This is a genomic window from Kitasatospora sp. NPDC059973 (genome assembly GCF_042737525.1).
Classification (GTDB): domain Bacteria; phylum Actinomycetota; class Actinomycetes; order Streptomycetales; family Streptomycetaceae; genus Kitasatospora.
Window position 1 is genome coordinate 17881 of sequence record NZ_JBHWUI010000049.1, and the last position, 15963, is coordinate 33843.

At 72.7% G+C, this 15963-nt stretch carries 15 protein-coding genes and 1 tRNA gene; 13 read left to right on the plus strand and 3 right to left on the minus strand.

The genetic code is table 11. The features are described 5' to 3' along the window. Positions 1-155 precede the first annotated feature (155 nt). On the plus strand, positions 156-1322 hold the full coding sequence (locus tag ACFWA9_RS15925) for a hypothetical protein (RefSeq protein ID WP_352290503.1): 1167 nt from the start codon (positions 156-158) through the stop codon (positions 1320-1322). A 58-nt stretch (positions 1323-1380) separates the two neighbouring features. On the opposite strand, the gene ACFWA9_RS15930 is transcribed toward ACFWA9_RS15925, so the two are convergent. After that, positions 1381-3033 carry a helicase HerA-like domain-containing protein gene (locus ACFWA9_RS15930; protein WP_380387553.1) on the minus strand — a complete coding sequence of 551 codons (1653 nt, stop codon included), beginning with the start codon at positions 3031-3033 and terminating at the stop codon, positions 1381-1383. A 148-nt stretch (positions 3034-3181) separates the two neighbouring features. Between ACFWA9_RS15930 and ACFWA9_RS15935 the strand changes: the two genes are divergently transcribed. Together ACFWA9_RS15935 and ACFWA9_RS15940 are read left to right on the plus strand one after the other, a co-directional pair. Next, positions 3182-3478 carry a type II toxin-antitoxin system VapB family antitoxin gene (locus tag ACFWA9_RS15935; protein WP_030061387.1) on the plus strand — a complete coding sequence of 99 codons (297 nt, stop codon included), beginning with the start codon at positions 3182-3184 and terminating at the stop codon, positions 3476-3478. A 249-nt stretch (positions 3479-3727) separates the two neighbouring features. Continuing rightward, positions 3728-4390 carry a LytR C-terminal domain-containing protein gene (locus ACFWA9_RS15940; protein WP_329488639.1) on the plus strand — a complete coding sequence of 221 codons (663 nt, stop codon included), beginning with the start codon at positions 3728-3730 and terminating at the stop codon, positions 4388-4390. A 73-nt stretch (positions 4391-4463) separates the two neighbouring features. Here ACFWA9_RS15940 and upp read toward each other — a convergent pair whose 3' ends face one another. After that, positions 4464-5099 carry a uracil phosphoribosyltransferase gene (upp, locus tag ACFWA9_RS15945; protein WP_329488640.1) on the minus strand — a complete coding sequence of 212 codons (636 nt, stop codon included), beginning with the start codon at positions 5097-5099 and terminating at the stop codon, positions 4464-4466. Between the two features lie 184 nt (positions 5100-5283). On the opposite strand from upp, the gene ACFWA9_RS15950 reads away from it, so the two are divergent. From ACFWA9_RS15950 to ACFWA9_RS15985, 8 genes are all read left to right on the plus strand, one after another. Further along, complete coding sequence (locus ACFWA9_RS15950; protein ID WP_329488641.1) at positions 5284-5520, plus strand: hypothetical protein; 237 nt, start codon at positions 5284-5286, stop codon at positions 5518-5520. Positions 5521-5752: 232 nt separating this feature from the next. Then, positions 5753-6331 (plus strand): tRNA adenosine deaminase-associated protein, encoded by a 579-nt coding sequence (locus tag ACFWA9_RS15955; RefSeq protein ID WP_329488642.1) that lies wholly within the window; start codon positions 5753-5755, stop codon positions 6329-6331. 40 nt (positions 6332-6371) lie between these two features. Further along, complete coding sequence (gene tadA / locus ACFWA9_RS15960; RefSeq protein ID WP_352290499.1) at positions 6372-6887, plus strand: tRNA adenosine(34) deaminase TadA; 516 nt, start codon at positions 6372-6374, stop codon at positions 6885-6887. A gap of 69 nt (positions 6888-6956) precedes the next feature. Then, positions 6957-7046: transfer RNA gene (locus ACFWA9_RS15965), tRNA-Ser, on the plus strand. A gap of 451 nt (positions 7047-7497) precedes the next feature. Then, positions 7498-7662, plus strand: a complete 165-nt coding sequence (locus ACFWA9_RS15970) for a hypothetical protein (protein ID WP_199926184.1) — start codon at positions 7498-7500, stop codon at positions 7660-7662. An 85-nt stretch (positions 7663-7747) separates the two neighbouring features. Next, positions 7748-8041, plus strand: coding sequence for a Dabb family protein (locus tag ACFWA9_RS15975; protein WP_329488644.1), 294 nt, complete (start codon positions 7748-7750; stop codon positions 8039-8041). Positions 8042-8313: 272 nt separating this feature from the next. After that, the gene (locus ACFWA9_RS15980; RefSeq protein WP_380387559.1) at positions 8314-9390 is read left to right on the plus strand and encodes an RNA polymerase sigma factor SigF; all 1077 of its coding nucleotides are present in this window, start codon (positions 8314-8316) and stop codon (positions 9388-9390) included. Positions 9391-9580: 190 nt separating this feature from the next. Next, the gene (locus ACFWA9_RS15985; RefSeq protein ID WP_380387562.1) at positions 9581-10510 is read left to right on the plus strand and encodes an RNA polymerase sigma factor SigF; all 930 of its coding nucleotides are present in this window, start codon (positions 9581-9583) and stop codon (positions 10508-10510) included. Positions 10511-10538: 28 nt separating this feature from the next. Here ACFWA9_RS15985 and ACFWA9_RS15990 read toward each other — a convergent pair whose 3' ends face one another. Beyond that, a complete protein-coding gene (locus ACFWA9_RS15990; protein WP_380387565.1) occupies positions 10539-11537 on the minus strand; it encodes a tyrosine-protein phosphatase in 999 nt (332 codons plus the stop codon). Between the two features lie 413 nt (positions 11538-11950). Between ACFWA9_RS15990 and ACFWA9_RS15995 the strand changes: the two genes are divergently transcribed. Both ACFWA9_RS15995 and pelF read left to right on the plus strand, forming a co-directional pair. Next, positions 11951-14308, plus strand: coding sequence for a hypothetical protein (locus tag ACFWA9_RS15995; protein ID WP_352290493.1), 2358 nt, complete (start codon positions 11951-11953; stop codon positions 14306-14308). Positions 14309-14414: 106 nt separating this feature from the next. Further along, entirely contained in the window at positions 14415-15932 is a 1518-nt protein-coding gene (pelF, locus tag ACFWA9_RS16000) for a GT4 family glycosyltransferase PelF (RefSeq protein ID WP_329488648.1), read from the plus strand. The last annotated feature ends 31 nt before the right edge of the window (positions 15933-15963 follow it).

Below are 15963 nucleotides of genomic sequence, written 5' to 3' on the forward strand. Positions count from 1 at the left end.
CGGAGCAGCGCGCCAGGAGCGCGGCGAGGGGCCCCGCGAGCGCGCCGCCGGCCAGGTATAGACCAATCCCGGACCTGCGACTAGCGTGGGAGAGCCCTGCCTTCTGCCCTCTGCCTTCTGCCCTCTCCCCCTGTCCCCTGCTCCGGAGCCGCACCGTGGAGTCGTCCGTCCTCGCCTTCGCCACCGACCTGCTGGACGAGGGCACCGACACCTTCTTCGGCAACCTCGCCGACCGGGCCGGGGTCGGCGGCGTCACCCTCGCCTCGGTCTACCACGAGGCCCGGGACGTCTTCCCGCACAACCCGCGCCGGGTGATCCGCTACCTGGAGCCGGGCGCCGCCTACTTCCGCCCCGACCCGGCGCGCTGGGCCGGGCGACGGCTGCGGCCCACCCCCTCCACCGCGATCGGTGACCGCGACCCCTTCGCCGAGGCCGCCGCCGAGGCGCGGCGCCGCGGGATGAAGCTGCACGCCTGGACGGTGTTCTGCCACAACGACCGGCTCGGCTTCGAACACCCCGACTGCGCCCCCGCCAACGCCTTCGGCGACCGCCACCTCACCGAACTCTGCCCCGCCGCCCCGGAGGTCCGCGAGTACGCGGTGACGCTGGTCGCCGAGCTGGCCCGGTACGGCGTGGACGCGATCCGCGCCGAGTCGCTGCACTTCCACGGGCTGCGCCACGGCTACCACCACGAGCGCTACTTCGAGGAGCTGGGCCCGGTCGCCGAGGCGCTGCTCGGAATCTGCTTCTGCGACCACTGCCGCGCCGCCGCCGTCCGGGCGGGCGTCCCGGCCGACGAGGTGGCGGCGACCGTCCGCGCCGAGCTGCGCCGCCGGCTGGCCGACGACACGGCCGCCGCCGAGCCCGCCGCCCTCGACGAGCTGGCCGGCGGCGCCCTGGCGGCCTACGTCGACGCCTCCGCCGCGACCGTGACCTCACTCGCCGCCGAGGTGGCCGAGGAGGCGCGACGGCACGGCATGCGGCTGAGCTTCATGGACGGCGGCGGCCCGGGCCGGGGCTGGCTCGCCGGCATCGACCTGCCCGCGCTCGCCGGGGTCGCCGACCAGATCGAGACGCTCGGCTACGCGCGGACCCCGGAGGCCGTCCGGGAGAAGATCGCCGCGTTCGCCCTGCACGGGGTCCGCCCGCGCGACATGGCGGTGATCCTGCGCCCGATGGCCTCGGACTGCGACGGCCCGGCCAACCTCGCCGCCAAGATCGCCGCACTCCGTGAGCTCGGCGTGCCGGAGGTCGAGTTCTACCACTACGGCCTGATGCGGCTCTCCTCGCTGGACCGGATCGGCACCGCGCTCGCCGGCTGAGCGGAGCCGGGCCGAGCCCACCGCTCGGCCCCGCCGCACCTCGGCACCACGGCCCGGCTCAGCGCCGCCGCCGGGACGTCCCGAACAGGCTGCGCGAGATCTCCCGCCCGAGCTGCGTCCCGGCCGAGCGGGCGAAGGACTTGAGCGTCGGGTTGCTCAGCAGCGACCCGAGCAGCCCACCACCGTCCCCGGCCCCCTCCCCCGACCCCGCCTCGGACCTCCGACGCGGTTCGGGCGCCGGCCGCGGCGCGGCGGGCTCCCCGGCCGGCACCGACTCCGGGACCGGCTCGGGCACCGGTGCCGGCTCCGGCCGCGCCGCCCGGGCGGCCAGCTTCTCGTAGGCCGACTCCCGGTCGATCGCGTCCCGGTAGCGGGCCGCCAGCGGCGACGCGTCCACCGCCGCCCGCAGCGCGGCCGGTTCGACCGGACCCATCAGCGACCGCGGCGCCCGCAGCCTGGTCGCCGCCACCGGCGTCGGCGCGCCCCGCTCGGAGAGCACCGTGACCACCGCCTCGCCGGTGCCGAGCGAGGTCAGCACCTCGCTCAGGTCGTACGAGGACCGGGGGAAGGTCGAGACCGTCGCCTTGAGCGCCTTGGCGTCGTCCGGGGTGAAGGCGCGCAGCGCGTGCTGCACCCGGTTGCCCAGCTGGGCGAGCACCTCGGCCGGGACGTCCTTCGGCGTCTGGGTGACGAAGAAGATCCCGACGCCCTTGGAGCGGATCAGCCGGACGGTCTGGGTGATCGCCTCCCGGAACGCCTTGGAGGCGCCGCTGAAGAGCAGGTGCGCCTCGTCGAAGAAGAACACCAGCTTGGGCTTGTCGAGGTCCCCCACCTCGGGCAGCTCCTGGTAGAGGTCGGCCAGCAGCCACATCAGGAAGGTGGAGAAGAGCCGCGGCCGGTCCTGCACCGCGGGCAGTTCCAGCGCCGAGACGAGGCCCCGCCCGTCCGGGGCGGTCCGCAGCAGCTCGGCGGTGTCGAACTCCGGCTCTCCGAAGAACGCCCCGGCGCCCTCGTTCTCCAGCATGGTGAGCGAGCGCAGGATCACTCCTGCGGTGGCCGCCGAGAGCCCGCCGATGCCCTTCAGCTCCTCCTTGCCCTCGGGCGAGGTGAGGAAGGTGATGACGGCGGTGAGGTCCTTGAGGTCGTACAGCTCCAGGCCGTTGCGGTCGGCGTAGTGGAAGACCAGCCCGAGCGAGGACTCCTGGGTCTCGTTCAGGTCGAGCACCTTGGCGAGCAGCAGCGGGCCGAAGCTGGTGACGGTGGCTCGGATCGGGATGCCCGTGCCCAGGCCGCCCAGGGCGTAGAACTCGGTCGGGCAGCCCTGCGCCGACCAGTCCTGGCCGACCTCGGCGGCCCGGGCGGCGGTCCGCTCGCCCGGCGCGCCGGGCGCGGAGATCCCGGAGACGTCGCCCTTGATGTCGGCCAGGAACACCGGCACCCCCTGGGCGGAGAGCTGTTCGGCGATCAGCTGGAGGGTCTTGGTCTTGCCGGTGCCGGTGGCGCCCGCGACCAGCCCGTGCCGGTTGAGCACCCCGAGCGGGATGCGCACCTGGGCGTCCCGGTAGGCGGTGCCGTCCAGCAGCACCGCCCCGAGGTCGAGGGCGGGCCCGGCGAAGGCGTACCCCTCGGCGATCTCCCGCACCGCGGGCGGGACGACTTCCGGGACGACCTCGGTGCCGGAGCGGGCGGACGGCGGCTCGGCGGTGGACATCGGTGCACACTCCAGGGCACGACTGAGGGGCGACGTTCACGACATTTCTCATGAAACAGCCGCAATCGTCCGCCCGCAGCTCGCGCCGGTGCGCGTGGCGCGGTCGCGGCTGCTGCGCCATCCGCCGCCCAAACGGTAGGCTTTCCGTGTGATCTTCAAGCGCATCGGCAATGGGCGGCCGTACCCGGATCACGGCCGGACCAGCACCCGCCAGTGGGCGGACGTCGCCCCGCGTCCGGTGCGGCTGGACCAGCTGGTGACCACCAAGGGCCAACTCGACCTGGAGACCCTCCTCGCGGAGGACTCCACCTTCTACGGCGATCTCTTCGCCCACGTCGTGAAGTGGCACGGCGACCTCTACCTGGAGGACGGGCTGCACCGCGCCGTACGCGCCGCGCTCCAGCAGCGCCAGGTGCTGCACGCCCGCGTCCTCGAAATGGAGTGACGGGCTCGTCCCGCACCCCGCGACCCGTGTGGACACCGCCCTCCGGCCACCTCCGGAGGGCGGTCCGCGCATGCACCGGTACCCCCGTTCGGGTGCCGGCGTACTCCAGATGATGATCATTTAGTACCTTCGCAGCCGTCCGGCACTAATCTGCTGACTACGGCCGCAGTCCGTGGCGTACGCCGCCCACCCAGGCCGTTTCCGTCACCCGATCCCCGCCCTGGCACGAGGGGGAGACAAACCGTGAGCATGTTGACTCCCCAAGGCCTGAAGGGGAAGCAGTACCGCGTCACCGGCAACAGCTATCCACGGCTGGGCCGGCCGCCGAAGAAGAGCCGCAAGGTCCTCGCCCTGATCGGCTCACTGCTCGCCCTGGCCCTGATCGGCCTCGGCGGCGTGCAGCTCTGGGACATCTTCACCGGCAAGGGCAAGAACGCCTCCGCCCAGGCCTGCGCGTCGCCCTCGGGCAAACCGCTGGCCGCCCCCACCCCGGACGGCTCGGCCCCGCCCTCCGGCGCCCCCACCGATCCGAACGCCATCCCGCAGCCGGCCTCGATCACGGTGAACGTCTACAACGCCACCGCCAAGTCCGGGCTGGCCGCGCGGACCGCCGAGGAGCTGAAGAAGCGCGGCTTCACCATCGGCAAGGTCGGCAACGCGCCCGCCGAGCTGGACAAGAAGGTGCCCGGCACCGCCCAGGTGGTCGCCGGCCCGGCCGGCGCCGGGGCGTCCACCCTGCTCGGCTCCCAGATCGCCGGGGCCCTCACCACGGCGGACGCCCGGACCGACACCACCGTCGACTTCGTGATCGGCGACAGCTACAACGCCCTGCTGGACGAGACCCAGGCCGCCGCCGCGCTGGCCCTGGCGACCAAACCCACCCCGACCCCGAGCACCACCGGCAGCTGCTGAGCCGGCCCCCGGGCACAACGGAGCCCCCCGGCACCGCCGGGGGGCTCCGTTCGTCCGTTCGTGGCGCGCGGGCTCAGCCCGCGGTGCCGTACAGGCGGTCGCCCGCGTCGCCGAGGCCCGGGACGATGTAGCCGTTCTCGTTCAGCCGCTCGTCGACGGCGGCGGTCACCACGGTGACGGGCAGCCCGGCCAGTTCCTTCTCCATCACCGCGACGCCCTCGGGCGCGGCCAGCAGCACCACGGCGGTGACGTCGGTGGCGCCCCGCTCGATCAGCATCCTGATCGCGGCGACCAGCGTGCCGCCGGTGGCCAGCATCGGGTCGAGCACGTAGACCTGGCGGCCGGAGAGGTCGTCCGGCATCCGGGTGGCGTAGGTGGAGGCCTCCAGGGTCTCCTCGTTGCGCACCATGCCGAGGAAGCCCACCTCGGCGGTCGGCAGCAGCCGGGTCATCCCGTCCAGCATGCCCAGGCCGGCCCGCAGGATCGGGACGACCAGCGGCCGGGGGTAGCTCAGCCGGGTGCCGGTGGTGACCGCCACGGGGGTGGTGATCTCCACCTCCTCGGTGCGGACGTCCCTCGTCGCCTCGTACGCGAGGAGGGTCACCAGCTCGTCGGTCAGGCGACGGAAGGTCGGCGAGTCGGTGCGCTCGTCGCGCAGGGTGGAGAGCTTGTGGGCGACCAGGGGGTGGTCGACGACGTGGATCCGCATACGTCGAGGTTAGCCCGGCCCCGGACGCCCGTACGCCACCCGGTGGCCCACGGGGCCGGCGCCGCGTCCCGGCGCGGCGCCGACCGGGGTCACCCAGCGGTGACGCGCCGTGACGCACCGCGAATGTCGGGGCGGAACGTCCTCCTGTGGTATCAATCCGGCCGATCTGGGAAAGTCAGGTCCTATGACGAGCAACCCGAAGAACGGGGACGGCTCGGCGGACGGGTCCACGGGCCCGTCGGGCGGGCGCTCGGGCCTGCCCCCGGACCACCCGGAGACCGAGGCGGAGCGCCGCAAACGGCGGACGGTGTTCCTGCGCGAACTCGCCGAGGCGCGCGAACTGCGGGAGCGGGTCCAGCCCCGGCGCACCAAGGAGCGCCGGATGCGCGAAGCGATGCGGATGCGAACCTTCCGGTTCTGACGGGCCCGCGGCGCGCCCACGGGGATCCGACGGCGCGCACCCGGCGCACCCGGCGCCCGTTCACCGGCTCCGGGCCGGCCCTTCCGACACGACCTGCAAAGACGCGCTGCCGAACACTCCCCGCAAAGCCGGGCTTTCTGTCACGATTCCGAGGGGACGGTCCGAACAGCGGGCCGCCTCTGGCGCGGGGGCGGCCAGATTCCGCGTTGCCCGGAGCGCCGAGCCGAGACCGATGATCTTGGGAGTGTCCCTGGTGGCGTACTTCGCTGCAGTGCTTGCTCGCACCGAGGACGGGTGGGATGTGAGCGAGACGGAACTCGACGACGTCGAAACCCTGGCGGACCTGGCCGATCTGGCCCGCGAAGCCGCCCAGGACGACGACAGCGTCCTGGTCTTCATCGAACAGGAGGACGTCTGGTTCGCCATCGTCCGGGTCGACGGTGAGGAGGACCCGCGGATCTTCGTGTCGGACGGCGCCGCCGCCGCCCGCAGCAGCTACGGCTCCGTCCTCACCGACGAGCTGGTCGACCAGGCCGGCGAGAGCGAGTTCGGCGACCTCGACAACCTGGTCGCCGAGCTGGAGGACGAGGAGGCGCAGGCCTCGGCCGGGCAGGAGGACGAGGACGGCGACGCGGACGCCCGCGGCGGCGTCCCGGTCGGCCCGCTCGGCGACGCCCACCTGCTCACCGAGTTCGGCCTGCCGTCCGAGGAGCTGCTCGCCCTCAGCGGCGAGGGTGCGGTGCCGGGCGACGCCCTGGAGGAGATCGCCGAGGCCCTCGGCTGCGGCGAGGTCCTGGAGGCCGTCCGGTAACGGGCCGGTGCCCCTCGCCGGATGCCGGACACTGGATGCCATGCAGTCCGCGTCCACCCGCCAGATAGCCCCGCTCCCCGCCCCCGTCCGCCCCGACCCGGTCCGCGACCGCTGGGCGGCGCCGATGCGCCTCGCCATCGCCGAGGCCGCCCTGGCGCCGGCCACCGGGGACGTCCCGGTCGGGGCGCTCGTCCTGGGCCCGGACGGCGAGGTGATCGGACGCGGCCACAACGCGCGCGAGGCGGTCGGCGACCCGACCGCCCACGCCGAGGTGGTCGCCGTCCGGGAGGCCGCCGCCGCGCTCGGGGAGTGGCGGCTCGTCGGCTGCACCCTCGTCGTCACCCTGGAGCCCTGCACCATGTGCGCGGGCGCCCTCGTGCTCTCCCGGATCGACCGGGTGGTCTACGGCGCCCTCGACGAGAAGGCCGGCGCCGCCGGCTCGCTCTTCGACGTGATGCGCGACCGCCGGCTCAACCACCGCCCCGAGGTGATCCCAGGCGTCCTCGCCGACGAGTGCGGCGAGCAGCTCCGCGCGTTCTTCGAGAACCACCGCTGAACGCGGCCGCCGGCCGCCGTCCCGATACGGATTTCGTGACCTCGCCACCCGTCCGGTAGAGTTCCCCTCGGTAGCGTGTCCGAGCGGCCAAAGGAGCACGCCTCGAAAGCGTGTGTGGGGGCAACTTCACCGTGGGTTCGAATCCCACCGCTACCGCCAGCAGCACGAGGGCCCCGACCGGAGACGGTCGGGGCCCTCGTCGTTCCCGCGCACCCTCGGGCGCGGAAGGGCTCCGCACCCGGGGCCGATGACCACCAACGCCCGGCGAGTACGGAGCCTGGAGGGGGAGCGGCTCGGGGGACCAACCGCTCCCCCGGCGGAGTCCCACAACCGGCGCCGCGTCGGGGGGAAGTCGCGGCGACCGGTCCCACAGCGGGGAGCTCCGGATCCACGTGCCGGGGGATTCCTGCCAGATCCGCGGCACACCACCCATCCTGCGCGACGGGCCGCGCCCGGGCACCCGGAGAAAGGCCCCACTCCCGGGGACCTTCGTCCCGCCGGGTGAACGCGTCGCACACTTGATGGGCCGTCCGGTGGATAAGCTGCGCTCTGCAGAGGGCCGCTCGGGGACCGAATGGCGGCGGCCCACAGCAGGGAGGAAGGTCACCGGATGGCGCAGGCGAAGAAGATCGGCATGGTCCTCCTGCTCATCTTCGTGCTCTACACGATCATCACCTCGCCCGCCCGCGCGGCCGAGCTGGTCCAGCTGGGGTTCGAGGGCATCTCGAACGCCGCCAAAGCGGTCGGCACCTTCATGACCGGGCTGGTGAAGTAGCGGACCAGGGGGCGGTCCTCCGGCCCCGGCGGCTCCGGCTACGGTGTGCGGGACCCTCAGTCCCCCGTCCGCGAGGAGCGGCATCGTGATCCGGCACCTGGTCCTGTTCAAGCTCAACGAAGGCGTCAGCAAGGACGACGAGCGGGCGCTCGCCGGCGCCGAGGCCTTCGAGGCGCTCGGCCCGGTCATCCCCGAGCTGCGCGAGTGGGAGTGCGGCTGGAATACCACCGAGCGCGACATCGCCCACGACTACGCGATCAACAGCCTGGTCGAGGACCGTGCGGCGCTGCAGGCCTACCTCACCCACCCGGCCCACCAGGCCGCGGCCGGTCAGTGGCGGGAGTTCGCCACCTGGGTGATCGCCGACATCGAGGTCTGACCCCGGACCGTCCCCCGGACGGCCGCAGGCGCCCCGCCCGGGTCCCGGGCGGGGCGCCTTGCGCTGTCCGGAAACCGCCCCCGGCGCCGCGCCACCCCGGGGGGCCGGGTGGCGCACCGGCGCAGCACCAACACACCTCCCCTCGGTACTTGCCCGACCTGCGCCCGGCTTGTGATGCTATGACCGGTTTTGCCGGACACGGCGAGGTGGTGAATCGAGCCGCGACACCCGATCCGCAAGTCCCACCGTTTGTCGACTTTGGGAGGGGTGACGTGTCCGTGCGGACACCAGGGAGTGCGCCGGACACCGGCACCGGCCAAGCCGCCGGGCAGATCACCGCGGAGACCGTCGTCCAGGCCGTCGTCCAGACCGCCGGACCGACCACCGCCCAGGCGCAGGCTCCGGCCCAGGCCCCGGCGCAGGCTCCGGCCCAGGCCCAGGCTCCGACCCCGGCCCAGGCCCCGGCGCAGGCCGCCGCACCGGACGCCGGTCGCCCGGCGCCCCCGCCCGGGGACGAGGTCCTGGCCACCGTCATCGGCCCGGCCGGCGAGCTCCGCCCGGACGGCCTGCGCGGCCCCGGCGGCCGCCCGGTGGTGGACGTCCGGACGCTCACCCGGGTGCTGTTCGAGCGGCTCGCCGAACTGCCCCCGGACGCCCCCGAGCGGGAGCGGGTCCGGGCGGCGCTGATCGAGGTCAACATCCCGCTGGTGCGCTACGCGGCCACCCGCTTCCGCAGCCGCAGCGAGCCGATGGAGGACGTCGTCCAGGTCGGCACGATCGGCCTGATCAACGCGATCGACCGGTTCGACCCGAACCGCGGCGTGCAGTTCCCGACCTACGCGCTGCCGACCATCCTGGGCGAGATCAAGCGCTACTTCCGCGACAACGTCCGCACCATGCACGTCCCGCGCCGGCTCCAGGAGCTCTGGGTCCAGGTCAGCGGCGCGATGGAGGAGCTGACGGTGGTGCACGGACGGGCCCCCAAGGTGCCCGAGATCGCCGCCAGCCTGCGCATCCCGGAGGAGGACGTCCGGGCCTGCCTGGACGCCGGCCGGGCCTACAACGCGGCCTCCCTGGAGGCGGCCCAGGAACACGAGGGCGGGCTCGCCCTGCTGGACCGGCTCGGCTACGAGGACTCGGCACTGGCCGAGGTCGAGCACCGGGACATGGTCCGCCACCTGCTGGTCCAGCTGCCCGAGCGGGAGCGGCGGATCGTCATGCTGCGGTTCTTCGCCAACCTGACGCAGTCCCAGATCAGCACCGAGCTGGGGATGTCGCAGATGCACGTCTCGCGCCTGCTCTCGCGGATCCTGACCAGGCTTCGGACCGGCAATTCCTGGGAAGACTGACCGTCACAATCCCGGACAGAACACCGCGAACCACTGGGCCCACCCGGGATTGCTGCGCGTTACCACCGCGTGACGTCTTGCGACCTTCGGGTTTGCCGGGGACTGTGTTCCGGTATGCAGGGGGAGGGCGTCCTCGGGAACCACCGCGCGACGGAATCCGTTCAACTGTCAGTCACAAGGGGGTGGGTGCATGTCCGGAGACCTGGGCACTGCGGAGATCCACGCTGGTCAGGCCCATGGCACCGCGGTCGCCGTCGACCGGATCCCGCTCCAGCGGGGCCCGGACGCACCGTCCGTCGCCGAGATCGACCCCGCGGCGGCGGCCGCCGCCGCCGCGCCGCAGGCGCCGCCGGGCCCCGGGCTGGACACCCGGACGCTCTCGCGCTCGCTCTTCCAGCGGCTCGCCGCCCTGGAGGCCGACAGCGCGGAGCACACCTACGTCCGTGACACCCTGATCGAGCTCAACCTGCCGCTGGTCCGGTACGCCTCCGCGCGCTTCCGCAGCCGCAACGAGCCGATGGAGGACATCGTCCAGGTCGGCACGATCGGCCTGATCAAGGCGATCGACCGGTTCGACCCGAACCGCGGGGTGGAGTTCCCCACCTTCGCGATGCCGACCGTGGTCGGCGAGATCAAGCGCTTCTTCCGGGACACCAGCTGGTCGGTCCGGGTGCCCCGGCGACTGCAGGAGCTGCGGCTGGCGCTCACCAAGGCCGGTGACGACCTGGCCCAGAAGCTGGACCGCTCCCCCACCGTCGCCGAGCTGGCCGTCTGCCTCGGCGTCAGCGAGGAGGACGTGGTCGAGGGGCTCGCGGTGGGCAACGCCTACACCGCCAGCTCCCTGGACTCCAGCCCCGGCGAGGAGGACGGCGACGGCCCGCTGGCCGAGCGGCTCGGCTACGAGGACCTCGCGCTGGAGGGCGTGGAGTACCGCGAGTCGCTGAAGCCGCTGCTGGCCAAGCTCCCGCCGCGCGAGCGCCGGATCATCATGCTGCGGTTCTTCGGCAACCTCACCCAGTCGCAGATCGGCGAGGAGATCGGCATCTCCCAGATGCACGTCTCCCGGCTGCTGACCAGGACCCTCACACAGCTGCGCGAGGGCCTGATCAGCGAGGGGTGAGCCGGGGCCCGGACCGGGCCGGGGCGGCTCAGGGTACGAGCAGGTTGGCCCGCAGGCCCGCCAGCACGGCGTCGTCCAGGCCCAGGCCGTCCCGCCAGAACGACGCGAAGTCGGGCCAGCCGGCCTCGACCTCCTCGAAGGCCGCCTCCAGGTAGTCGCGCTCCGCCCGGAACACCGGGAGCAGCAGCTCCGGCTCCTGCATCAGGCCGCGGGTGCCGAAGCTGTCCACGATGGTCTCGACGATCGCGGCGGAACGCTCGTTGGTGAGCAGGTAGTCGGCGAAGACCGTCTCGCGGTCCACCCCGAGGGCGGTGAGCAGGACGGCCGCCGTCCACCCGGTGCGGTCCTTGCCGGCCGAACAGTGGAATAGCAGCGGCGCGCCGTCCGGCGCGGCCAGCAGGCGCAGCACGGTGGCGAACCGCTCGCGGGCCACCGGGTCGGTCACGAACCACCGGTAGAGGCCGGTCATCATCGCGGCGGCCCGGCCGTCACCGAGCAGGGCGCGCTGCTTCTCCGGGCTGCGGTCGGCCAGGGCGTCGCGCAGCGCGACGTAGATGTCGAAATCCGCGGCGAAGACCGGCAGGTGGTGCAGGGTCACGCCGTCCGGGGCGGTGCGCTCGACGGTGATGGGCGCGGCGGACAGCTCGGCGGCCGCGATCACGGCCACCGGCAGGCCGCGGACCCGGTCGGGGCCGGCCTCGCGGACCTCGTCGAGGCTGCGCAGGTCGACGACCTGGCGCAGGCCGAGCGCCGCGAGCAGGTCGAGGTCCTCGTCGGTGAGGCGGTTGAGGCCGTCGCTGCGCAGCACGGCGCCGTGCTTCAGCACCCGTCCGTCGGCCGTCCGGTAGCCACCGAGATCGCGGGCGTTGACGGCGCCCCGCAGGCCGAGGCTCCGGGCCTGCTGGGCGGCTTCCGGAGCGGACTCCAGGACCTCTTCCCGGGCACCGTCCCGGTCGCCCTCCACCGACGTCCCCACGGCATTCCGCAGGGCCTCGATTGCGGCGGTCTCGGTCTGCTGCTCGGTCACGCGGCGGCCTCCATTGGATATTCGAGCGGTGCCGTGGCACAACCCGACGCGATATTGCATGAACCTGCCCGACGGAACAGGGGGATGTGCAAGAGTGTCATGCGCAACGCCGCCAGTGTAGGGCGCGGCATACATGTCATCACCGCACGGTCGGTGACCAGCGGTAACGCTCCGGCGCCGTTTTTAATTCTCAATTCATTATTTGCGCAACAGGCGCTCTTCCGGTCACAATCAGCGCCTTCATGGCATCGCCATGAACGTTGGTAACAGATTCGCTGCACTCCTGCCCATTTGGTCCCAATCGGTGCGGAGTCTCCACCAGGATGGGCGCCGGGCAGCCTGCTGCCCGCGAACAGCGACCGGGCAGGCGAGCGTCGAGCAGCGAAAGCGCCCTGCCCAGGGGAGGAACACACATGGGTCGAGCGACCCGAAGAGTTGCCGCCTGCGCGGCAGCAGTCCTGCTGGCCGGCGGCCTGCAGTCATCCCTCGCACACGGTGCCACCGCAGCACCCAGGATCGACCTCACGGTCCTGGTGATCAGCGACGGCGGCCCCGCCTCGGCAGCCATCGCGGCCGAGCTGAAGAGCCAGGGCACCCCGTACAAGTTGGTCGACCTCAACGACGCCGGACGCCCGGTGATCAATGCGGCCTTCCTCAGCGACAGCCTCAACGGCCAGCCGCGCGGCAAGTTCCAGGGCATCGTGCTGCCCAACGACAACCCGTTCGCGGCCGGCTCCGCCGAGATGGCCGCGATCGCCGCCTACGAGGCGGCGTTCGGCGTGCGCCAGGTCGACGCGTACACCTACGCCAGGCCGGAGGTCGGCCTGAACTACGCCGCCGACCCGGGTTACATGGGCAGCCTCGACGGCTTCCAGGGCCAGGTCTCCACGGCCGGTCTCGCGGGTCCGTTCGGCTACCTCAAGGGCAGCGTCCCGTTCGAGGACAACGACCCGGCGGTCGGCGAGAGCTACGGCTTCCTCGCCACCCCGCTGACCACCCTGCCGGCCGGTGCGAGCTTCACCCCGCTGGTCGAGACGACCATCCCGGGCACCACCACCAAGGGCTCGCTGGTCGGCGAGTACAGCCACGACGGCCGCAAGGAGCTGGTCGTCACCTTCGTCTACAACCAGTACCAGCAGCAGTACCGCCTGCTGGCGCGCGGCATAGTCGACTGGATAACCCAGGGCGTCCACCTCGGCTACGACCGCAACTACTTCGCGGCCCACGTGGACGACGTCTTCCTGGCGGACGACCGCTGGGACACCGTGCTGAAGTGCACCCCCGGTGACGTCACCTGCCCGCCCGGCACCCCGGAGACGGCCGACCCGATCCGGATGACGGTCGCCGACGCGCAGTACGCCAAGCAGTGGCAGAGCGCCAACAACTTCACCATGGACATGGTGTTCAACGGCGGCGGCAGCGAGGACTGGAAGGCCGACCACTCCGTCACCACCGACCCGGTGGTGGACCAGATGGTCGCCGACCAGACCAGCTACCGGTGGGTCAACCACACCTACACCCACCCGTACCTGGGCTGCCTCCAGGACGTCTCGGTGGTGCCGTGGAAGTGCACCAAGGACACCGCCGGCAATACCGTCTGGGTCGACCAGGCCACCATCACGTCCCAGATCAAGAACAACATCGACTGGGCCGCGGCGCGCAACCTGCACATCGACAAGACCGAGCTGGTCACCGGTGAGCACTCGGGCCTGCTGACCGCTCCGCAGGAGACCAGCGACAACCCGTACCTGGCCCCCTCGCTGGTCGCCAACGGCGTGAAGTGGACGGCCAGCGACGCCTCCCGCGAGACCGGCCAGCGGGCCGTCGGCTCGTCGGTGCTGACCGTGCCGCGGTACCCGATGAACGTCTTCTACAACGCCGCCACGGCGAAGGAGGAGACGGACGAGTACAACTGGATCTACACCAGCGTGGCCAACGGCGGCAGCGGGGTCTGCGAGAACAACGCCAACTCCACCTGCCTGCCGACGCCGCTGGACGTGAACACCGGCTACCAGTCGTACATCGTGCCGCTGGAGGCCCGGATCGACCTCGGCCACGTGCTGAGCAACGACCCGCGACCGCACTTCATCCACCAGTCGAACCTGTCCGAGGACCGGATCGTCTACCCGGTGCTGGAGAAGGTCCTCTCCACCTACCGCGCGCTGCACGCCGACAACGCGCCGATCGTGAACCTGGCGCAGAAGGACCTCGGCGCCGAGTTCCAGCGCCGCGCGGCCTGGAACGCGGCGCTCACCGCCGGCCAGGTCACCGCCTACCGGGTCGGCGACACCGTCACGGTGAGCGCTCCGGCCGGCGTCCAGGTGCAGGCCACCATGCCGACCGGCACCACCCAGAAGCTCGCGATCGGCTCGGGTGCGTTCGGCACCGCCTACGCCGGTACGCTGTCCGGCTGGGTGAAGCCCGGAGCGCTCCAGAGCAGCGTCCAGCTCAAGCTGGCCGCGGCGGTCACCCCGGCGGCTCCGGCCGCCGCGCCGAACACCGCCAAGACGCTGACCGCTCCGGCGCCGGCCGACAAGAAGGTCGTGCCCCAGGGCACCGCCGACGCCGTCCCGGCCGGCCCGGGCGACACCGCCCGGACCGACGCCCCGACGCTGGTCCCCGGTAGCGGGGTCCCGGTGCCGGGCAAGGGCGTCACGGCCGGCAAGAGCAGCACCAAGGGCAACGCCAAGGGCGGCGCCCAGACCGGCAAGGCCTCCGGGGGGAAGGCCGACCCGACCAAGAAGACCGCCGGCCAGTCCGGCACCCGCTAACAGGTGACACCGGTGGTGGGACGGGCGACGGCCCGCCCCACCACCGGCCACCGGGCCCGGCCGTCCAGGCCGGCCGCTTGACGCAAGGACAGGAGGGGGGACAGGAATGCGCGTCACCCTGCTCACCGAGGGGACGTACCCGCACCAGCACGGCGGCGTGAGCGTCTGGTGCGACCAGCTCGTCCAGGGCATGCCGGACGTCGACTTCGACGTCATCGCCGTCACCGGGACCGGCCACGAACCGCTGGCCTGGGAGCTGCCCGCCAACGTGCGGTCCGTCACGACCGCACCGCTCTGGGGCCCTGCCGCCGACGGCAGAGCACCCCGCGGCCGCGAGATGCGCCGCTTCCTCAACGCGTACGAGCGCTTCCTGCACTCCATCCTGGACCCCGTCTACACCACCCACTTCGGCACCGAGCTGTACGGCTTCGCCGACCTCGCCCGGCGCGGGCTGCTCAGCCCGGCGCTGCGCAGCGAGCGCGCCCTGCGCACCCTCCAGCACGTCTGGACCCGCGACTACCTCTCCACCGGCGTCTCCCGGCCCACCCTGCACGACGCGCTCAACGCCACCGACCTGCTGGAGCACGCGCTGCGGCCGCTGTCGGTCGAGCCGCCCCAGGACGGCGTCGCGCACGCGGCGAGCGGCGGCCTCGCCACCCTGCCCGGGCTGATCGCCTCGCAGCAGTACGGCGTACCGTTTCTCCTCACCGAGCACGGCATCTACCTGCGCGAGCGCTACCTCGGCTACCGCACCGGCCCCTACCGCTGGCCGGTCAAGGCGCTGCTGCTGGGCTTCTACCGGATGCTCGCCGAGGAGAGCTACCGGCGGGCCGCGCTGGTCACCCCCGGCAACCGGTACAACCGGCGCTGGGAGGAGCGCGGCGGCACGCCGTCCGCGCACATCCGGACCGTCTACAACGGCGTGGACCCGGCGGCCTTCCCGCCCGCCGGGCCGGAGCCCGAGACGCCCACCCTCAGCTGGGCCGGCCGGGTCGACCCGATCAAGGACCTGGAGACGCTGATCCGCGCCTTCGCCATCGTCCGCGACGAGATACCCGACGCGCGGCTGCGGCTGTTCGGCGGCACGCCCAAGGGCGGCGAGGCCTACCGCGACCGCTGCATAGCCCTGGCCGCCGAGCTCGGCGTCGCCGACTCGGTGGCCTTCGAAGGCCGCGTCGCGGACATCACCGACGCGTACGCGGCGGGGAACGTGGTGATGCTCTCCAGCATCAGCGAGGGCTTCCCGTTCACCCTGATCGAAGCGATGTCCTGCGGCCGCTCCACGGTCTCGACCGACGTGGGCGGCGTGCGCGAGGCCGTCGGCGACACCGGTCTGGTCGTCCCGCCGCGCGAACCCGAACCGATGGCGGCCGCCGCCGTCGAGCTGCTGCGCGACCCGGAGCGCCGGGCCCGGCTCGGCGAGCAGGCCCGGCTGCGGGTGATCGAGCAGTTCACGCTCCGCCAGAACATCGACGGCTTCCGCGGCATCTACACCGAGCTGCTGGGCACCTCCCGCTGGCTCCCGAACGGCGTCGTCGCCGTCACCGACGGCGCGTCCGACGCGGACTGGGACGACCCGGTGCCCCTCGAAGCGGCTGCCGAGCGAAGCGAGGTGGGCGCGTGAACGACCGCAGGGAGCGAACCATCACAAGCCG

Bases quoted from the DNA above. Each gene is read 5' to 3' on its own strand.
- ACFWA9_RS15930 (WP_380387553.1), bottom strand. From the start codon at position 3,033: ATGTCCACCGCCGAGCCGCCGTCCGCCCGCTCCGGCACCGAGGTCGTC.
- ACFWA9_RS15940 (WP_329488639.1), top strand. From the start codon at position 3,728: ATGTTGACTCCCCAAGGCCTGAAGGGGAAGCAGTACCGCGTCACCGGC.
- upp (WP_329488640.1), bottom strand. From the start codon at position 5,099: ATGCGGATCCACGTCGTCGACCACCCCCTGGTCGCCCACAAGCTCTCC.
- ACFWA9_RS15950 (WP_329488641.1), top strand. From the start codon at position 5,284: ATGACGAGCAACCCGAAGAACGGGGACGGCTCGGCGGACGGGTCCACG.
- ACFWA9_RS15955 (WP_329488642.1), top strand. From the start codon at position 5,753: ATGATCTTGGGAGTGTCCCTGGTGGCGTACTTCGCTGCAGTGCTTGCT.
- tadA (WP_352290499.1), top strand. From the start codon at position 6,372: ATGCAGTCCGCGTCCACCCGCCAGATAGCCCCGCTCCCCGCCCCCGTC.
- ACFWA9_RS15970 (WP_199926184.1), top strand. From the start codon at position 7,498: ATGGCGCAGGCGAAGAAGATCGGCATGGTCCTCCTGCTCATCTTCGTG.
- ACFWA9_RS15985 (WP_380387562.1), top strand. From the start codon at position 9,581: ATGTCCGGAGACCTGGGCACTGCGGAGATCCACGCTGGTCAGGCCCAT.
- ACFWA9_RS15995 (WP_352290493.1), top strand. From the start codon at position 11,951: ATGGGTCGAGCGACCCGAAGAGTTGCCGCCTGCGCGGCAGCAGTCCTG.
- pelF (WP_329488648.1), top strand. From the start codon at position 14,415: ATGCGCGTCACCCTGCTCACCGAGGGGACGTACCCGCACCAGCACGGC.